This is a genomic window from Candidatus Glassbacteria bacterium (assembly GCA_019456185.1).
Lineage (GTDB): Bacteria > Gemmatimonadota > Glassbacteria > GWA2-58-10 > GWA2-58-10 > JAJRTS01.
Genome location: VRUH01000002.1, coordinates 51,566 through 58,763 on the forward strand (window position 1 = coordinate 51,566; position 7,198 = coordinate 58,763).

At 61.5% G+C, this 7,198-nt stretch carries 3 protein-coding genes and 1 pseudogene (1 of these 4 only partly in view); 2 read left to right on the forward strand and 2 right to left on the reverse strand.

Going from position 1 to position 7,198, the window contains the following annotated elements; genetic code table 11:
* Positions 1-174: 174 nt before the first annotated feature.
* Positions 175-1,143, reverse strand: coding sequence for a tRNA dihydrouridine synthase DusB (dusB, locus tag FVQ81_01250; GenBank protein ID MBW7995199.1), 969 nt, complete (start codon positions 1,141-1,143; stop codon positions 175-177).
* A gap of 180 nt (positions 1,144-1,323) precedes the next feature.
* On the opposite strand from dusB, the gene FVQ81_01255 reads away from it, so the two are divergent.
* On the forward strand, positions 1,324-1,980 hold the full coding sequence (locus FVQ81_01255; GenBank protein ID MBW7995200.1) for an endonuclease III: 657 nt from the start codon (positions 1,324-1,326) through the stop codon (positions 1,978-1,980).
* Between the two features lie 109 nt (positions 1,981-2,089).
* Here the strand turns inward: FVQ81_01255 and FVQ81_01260 are convergent, their stop codons facing one another.
* The gene (locus tag FVQ81_01260; GenBank protein ID MBW7995201.1) at positions 2,090-3,253 is read right to left on the reverse strand and encodes an HDOD domain-containing protein; all 1,164 of its coding nucleotides are present in this window, start codon (positions 3,251-3,253) and stop codon (positions 2,090-2,092) included.
* A 221-nt stretch (positions 3,254-3,474) separates the two neighbouring features.
* Here FVQ81_01260 and FVQ81_01265 point away from each other — a divergent pair.
* Positions 3,475-7,198: pseudogene (locus tag FVQ81_01265) on the forward strand (hypothetical protein); it runs 83 nt beyond the window's last position.

Below are 7,198 nucleotides of genomic sequence, written 5' to 3' on the forward strand. Positions count from 1 at the left end.
CCCGTAACAAGGTTTATTGCTGATTTATACCTAGCCCAGCCCTGCCTTTCCACGGGCTGGCATCTACGTTATTTCTTACACCTGTCTCTGTCGCCTGCGCACGGTTTCCGGACGCCCCACGGCGTCTTCCAGCGGCAGGTTGCCGCTTTTTATCCGTTCCAGCACTTCCAAAGATCAACACCGCACGCAGCCCAGTTCCTCAAGATAACTCTCGAACAACTGTTCGACCTCATGCAATGAAACCGCCGCGAACAATCTGCGGCGCAACTCCGCTCCCCCCTGCAGCCCACGCGTGTAACTGGCGAAATGTTTGCGCATCACCACCACTCCGTGCGGCTCACCACGCTGAGCCACTGTCATCCTCGCATGTTCCAGGGCCAGCTCCAGCTTTTCCCGCGGATGGGGTCCGCCGGGATCGGGACGGCCGTCGAGCACCGCGCGTGTCCGGCTGAAAAGCCACGGATTGCCCAGCACTCCCCTGCCGATCATCACCGCCGTGCAGCCGGTTTGCGCGAACATCCTCCCGGCGTCTTCCGGCTCGAAAACATCTCCGCTGCCGATCACGGGCACCGGCAGGTCGGCCACCAGCCTGGCCAGGTGGTCCCAGTTGCTGTGGCCGGAAAAGCCCTGCACTCTGGTGCGTGGATGAATACACACCGCGGCCGCGCCCGATTCCACCAGAATCCGGCCCACTTCAAGGTAGTTGATCCCGACCTCGTTCCAGCCGCTGCGGATCTTGGCCGTAACCGGTATATCAGCCGCGGCGGCCACCGCAGCCGAGGTTATTCTGCCGATCAGCGCCGGGTCGCGCATCAACGAGGCGCCGCCGTTTTTGCGGACCACTTTCTTGACCGGGCAGGCGAAATTGAGATCGATAAAGTCGGGGCGCAGTCGGGCAACCGATGCGGCCGCCCGGGCCATCACGCCCGGGTCCGAGCCGAAGAGCTGGATGCCCAGCGGGCGCTCTTCCTCGTTGAAATCCAGCAGGAACCTGTTCTTCTCCCAGCTGTACACAAGCCCCTCGGCGCTGACCATCTCGCTCCAGGTGATATCCGCGCCATGCCGCCTGCAGATCAGCCGGTAGATCGAATCTGTAACCCCGGCCAGCGGGGCCAGCACCAGTTTTCGTTCAAAATCCACCATCTTTGGCTGCTGTCCTTTTAATTTCGAGATTTGTTCGCTTGCTCTATAATATATACCACATCAAGCCGGATAAGTACCCGCTTTCTCCTGACTCAAATACTTGCCAGTTCCAGCGCCCGCTTTTAGTTTGGTTTTCAACTGGCGCCCGAACCATTCAAATTACGATGGATAAACCGGCCGATGAAAGACTCTCAAATCCACGAAGTTATCGAAAAGCTCACGATCGCCGCGCACGAGTGGAACGTGCCGATAGTCACCGAGATGACCCGCCGTACGCGTAACCCGTTCAAGGTGCTGATCACCACCGTGCTCAGCCTCCGCACCAAGGACGAGACCACCAGCGAGGCCAGCGACCGCCTCTACGGCGTAGCCGAGGCCCCGCGGGAGATGCTGAAACTAAGCAGCCGGCGGATCGCCGAACTGATTTACCCTGTCGGTTTTTACCGCACCAAAGCCGAAAGCATCCTCAAGATCTGCCGGATCCTGTTGGACAGGCACGACGGCGCGGTGCCCGACGATCTCGACCTGCTGCTGGAACTTCCCGGGGTCGGACGGAAAACCGCCAACCTCGTCGTAACTCTCGGCTACGGCAAACCCGGCATCTGCGTGGACACCCACGTGCACCGGATTTCCAACCGCCTGGGCTACGTGGACACCAAAACTCCGGACAAGACCGAGTTCGCTCTTCGCGACAAACTTCCCCGGCAGTACTGGATCATTTACAATGACCTGCTGGTGACTTTCGGCCAGAACCTCTGTAAGCCGGTATCTCCATTCTGCTCACGCTGCCCGGTCGGACATCTCTGTCCGCGGCTGGGGGTCAGGCACTCGCGCTGAGGCAAAAGAAAAAAGCCCGCCCGGAATGTGCGGACGGTGCCGTCGGCAACACGCACTCTCTTCCAGGCATCAGCCGTCTGCGGCGGGCAAGCGGCAGCAAAAATCCCTCCTAAGCTCGGTTGAACTCCTGGATAAAGTTCATCGTCCGCTCCACGTCCTCCCTGAGTTTCACCGGCGCGTTGTCCATCCCGGCGGCATTCGCTCCCAGCAGCGGCGACAGGTCGGCCATCACTCCGGAGGGCTCGGACTGCGGGTTGCCATAGCCCAGGCGGTCGCTCAACTGCTCCGCCTTGGCGATTACGCATGCGCCCAGGGCCTGGTCCCTGCCCAGCGAGCCATCCAGCCCGAACGCTCCGCAGTGGTGCTGTCCGATCATCTCGCAGACTGAGCGGGGGATTTCCCACTGCTCGGCGAGCATCATACCGGTCACCATGTGGTTGAACCCGAACAGTTCCTCCTCGATCTGCATCGGCTCATCGACCACTTCATCGCTGCCCAGCTGCTCGTAGAGCTTTTCGGCCAGACGGTTGTCATACCGGTCGAACACCACCCAGCCGACATCGTGCAGCAGCGCGGCGGTGGTAACAACCCCGATGTGCTGCGGCTGCTTGATCACATCGCGCAGCAGGTAATCTGCGCAGATACTGACCGCGTGTGAGTGCATCCAGAATTTGAGCAGCTCGAACTTGCCGCTGAGCTGCGACTGCTGCTCGGCCATGCCTTTGTCCAGCATGTGCTGGAAGACGATATTCTTGACCTGGTTGTAGCCCAGGAAGGTGATCGCCCGCTGGAGCGAATCGATCCGCGTGCGCAGGCCGACGGCCGCGGAATTGACCGTTTTCAGGATCCGGGCCGCATAGAACGGGTTGGACGCCAGCACCGTGGCCAGCTCTTTCGGCTCCATGTTGAAATCGACCCGCATCATCTGGTTTTTGCCGATTTCCTCCATGTCCCTGATCGTATGCTCCAGCCGCCAGAGAGTCTCAATCTCGAGTTCACCACGCTCCAGCGGTTTCCAGCCCTCCACCGGAGGGGGAATAAGCGTCCCGACGTTGTCTGTCTCCGCGGCAGCCGGCTGGTCCTTCGCGGACGGTCCCTGTCCTTTTACAGGCGGTCGTTCAGTTGTTCCCACCGCAGCCGCCTGCGTGGGCCTGTGCGGCTGACGGATCACTCTCCGGACCTGGGGAGGCGGTTTTCTGCGCCTGCTGCGCAGCAGGAGATACACTATCAGCAGAAAAATAGCGAACAGGATCAGAAAAGTTTGCGGGTCCATGCGTGAATTCCCGGTGAGTTGAAATTGAGCGTTTGTGGCGGGGTTGTATAATATTAAGCCTTCAAAGCCAGTGATGTCAAGTTTTAAGCGGCGCAAATCCGCGTTGCGCGGTATCCGGCTTATTATTTGAGCTTGACTCGCAACTATGAGTTGATGTACACTTGTACTCGCCTGATACTCAGGTTCACGCACCGAAAAATAGCTCCCTTGGGAGATTAATTGTGAGATTTCCGACCCGCCTGTTTCTTTTTACCTCCATGTTACTGGCATCAGTGGATTTACTGCCGATGGCGGCGCAAACCAGCCCCGGAGCGGCCGATTCCCTTGCCGGTGAAAACCGCCTGTTGCGCAAACAGCTGGAACACCTCCAGGCCCGCCGCGAATCGTTCCGCTGGGGACGGTTTCCTGAGGGCCTGCTGCTGCGCACCGGCACCGTGATGCAGATCGCGTCCGCCGGCGACAACCGGCTCGCGTTCGCAACCGACAACCAGGGTCTGGTCCTGTTTGACGGGACCCGGTTCGAGGTGTACGACACTCGCAATTCCCTTCTCCCGGACGATTTTGTCACATCAGTTGCCTGTCATGAGGGCGGATTATGGGCCGGGACCGCCTCGGGGCTGGTTTCCACCGATAGCAGCGGGGAATTCGGCCCGGTGGACGGCGTTCCGTCCGCTCTGGCCGGGGGAACGATCAGCTGCCTGCTGTCCGATGGTGATTCAGTGCTCTGGGTCGGTACCCAGGGAGCCGGGTTATGGAAACTCGGGAGCGGCGGCTGGAACTCGTATACGTCAACCGATACAGCTTTAGGCCCCGGCGATATCAACGCCCTCGCCTCCGCGCCATCGGGTGGAGTCTGGGCGGCCACAGCCGGCGAGGGTGTCTGGCGGGTTACCGATGCAGGGATTGAGCGCTTCCCGGCCCCCCTGGGCGAGGGCAGCCGCGAGGTCTACACCGTGACCACGGATTCCGACGCGCTGGTCTGGATCGGCACCGTGGCCGCCGGAGCGGGGTTCTGGGACGGGTTCGGCTGGCAGAAAGCTCCCGTGCCAATCCAGGACGGTTCGGGAGTGATCAGTATCGCCGAGCTCGATGGCGGAGACATGTTTCTGGGCACCACCGACGGGGCCTGGTTTTATCTCCGTCGGGAAAACCGCTGGGACAAACTGCCCCTGCCAGAGGAAATAGCACTCGCGCCGATAGTGGCCGCCCGTGAGCACGAGGGGCGCCTGTGGCTGGCTCCCAGCGGTTCGGGGGTTTATTTCCACGACCTGGGACTGGTCGTCCGGCTCGACCGGAGCTCCGGGCTGCCGTCGGAGTTGGTTTACCATATCACCCAGTCGGCTGACGGGCGCATGTGGTTTTCCACCTTCGCGGGTGTGGGCGTATTCGACGGCCGGCGGTGGAGCCGGCTGGACATGCGCGCCGGACTGCCGGACAACCTGGTTACCTATTCTCTGATCGGCCCCGGCGACTCGCTCTCCTTCGCCACCCATCGCGGTGCCGGAATACTCGCCGGCGGCGGCTGGCAGTATCTCGACCGGGAGCACGGCCTGCTCAGCAATACGATAAACCACCTCGCGCTCGATAACAGCGGAAACCTGTGGGTCAGCACCGAGGGCGGCGGGCTGGTACGCGCCGGCGGCGATTCTCTGCGTACGTTCACAACCGACGACGGTCTGCCGGCAAACCAGGTCCAGGCCGCCCTGCCCGCGAATGGAGATACAGTCTGGGTCGCGACCAAACGGGGCCTGGGGATGATCGCCGGGAACTCTGCCGTTGCCGTGATCCCGGCTGAGGACTCTCCCGGGTTGATTCCGCCTGCCGCGCATTTCACGGCGCTGTTCCTGGATGACGCGGGAGTTGTCTGGGCCGCCAGCGCCGGTGACGGGCTCTGGCGCAGGAGTCCCGACGGCGGTTGGGACAGACTGGGCGCCGAGGACGGCCTGGGTTCCAGCGAGGTCTTTGCGGTGGCGGGGCACCCCGACGGACGGATGCTGTTCGGCACGAAGCTGGGACTTAGCATATTCGACGGTTCCCGCTGGCGTAACCTGACCGGCTACGACGGCCTTAATCCAGGCGCGGTCAAAACCGTGTTTGTCGATGCGGATAATGCCCTGTGGCTGGCCGGTGACGGGAACGGTGCGCTTAAACTGGATCTGGACCGCCTCGCTCATCCCGAAACGTATATTCACACGCCCGGCGGAATGCTCAGCGCCACCGGCAGCGATGGCCGGCCGGTTTCGCTCTCGCCTGCCGATTCGGTCAACAATGGCCGAACCCGCTACGGCAACGCCTGGTACAGCCTGGCTGAATCGGTCCTCCCGGTCGACACTGTCCGCTCCGGCAGGGTGACTATCGGAGTATCCGGCAGGTCGCCCTGGTGGAATACTCCGCAATCCGATTTCAGCTTCCAGTGGCAGCTCGACGGCGGAGTTTGGAGCAAGCACTCGACAGGCGGAAATATTTCCGTATTCGATCTCACCCGCGGGGAGCACGTGCTGTATGTCCGCGCACGAGGTCCCAATCTGCGCAGCGATTCCACTCCGGCGGCCTATTATTTCTACGTGGATATCCCGACTCTGCTCAGTGACTGGCGGGTGTGGGCCGCTGCTGTGTTGATCCTGTTCGGCGGGGCGGGAACCTGGCAGCGCAGACGAATCCGCTGGTGGATCCGCGCAATCCGTCACCGCCATTTCCGCCCCGTAACCCCCAACCCGTTCAATCCAAACGCTCCGCAGACCAGCAGCGAGCGCTTTTTCGGCCGGGGCGAGCTGATGAAGCGCCTGGATGAACTGTTCACGGGTAGCGAACCCGGCTCGGTGATAATCCATGGCGGAGAACGGATCGGGATGACCAGTTTTCTGCTCCAGTGCGAGCAGCAGGCGACAGCCGGAGGGGCGGATGTCGTCCTGACCGATCTTGCCGCAACCTATTACAGCAGTATTGCCCAGCTTACAGACGATATTCTCGGGCGTCTGAACGAGGGGAAAAACGCCGAGACAGTTAAAAAGCCGTCCGGCCCGCTCGACACCCTGGCCGAATTGCTGGGCGGCAGGGAAAAACCGTTGCTGCTGATTTTCGACAACGCCGAGCTTCTTACCCGGCTGATTCAGCGGGACAGCGGTCCCGGCGAACAGTTTTCATCGATTATCAGGGAGTCGGTGCTGGAGGGCAGGCAGGCCGGGTTCTTGTTCGGCACCGGCGATCCGGACGCGTTCCGCGAGGACGCCAGAGCGCTGTTCGAGATGAGCAGGATCTACCGTCTCGGGCCTGTCAGCAATGAGGAATCCGCCGCCATTCTCAGCCGTCCCCTGCACGACCGGGCCGTGCTCCACGACAAAGCCCTCGAGGTTCTCTCCGGGCTTTCCGGCGGGCAGCCCTATATCCTGCAGTGGCTGGGCCGCGAACTGGTGGAAGTTATCAACTCCGAGAAATCCTCGCTGGTCACCCTGGAGCTGGCGATGAAAGCCTACGACCGGCTGGTGGCCGACCCTCCGTTCCTGCTGCTCGACCGCTGGGAGGAACTGCCCAAGCGCGAGAAGCTCGTGCTGGCTGCAATGTATGAATTGAGGGGCCAGTTCGACCAGGGCCGGATGAAGATCGCGGATGTCAGCGAGGTCCTGAGCGCTAACGGGATTGCCGTAGTGGACGAGGAACTCGCCAAGGCCGCCACCGACCTGGCCGGCAGAAGCCTGGTGGAGATCGACCGGAACTCGGCTACGATTACAGTACCCGACAGTCTGCTCGGCCGCTGGGTTGCGGCCTCGACAAGCATTCCGTCAATCGCCTCCCGCGAGGAATACGATATCGGCGAGGCTCTGCACAGTTTCAGCGATGAACTCAGCCACTCGTTCCGTCTCGATGAACTCGCCGGCCGGGTACTTAACTTTATCGAATCGATCCTGCATTGTGATTACGCTGCTTTCCTCGCGGCAGATCGGAAGA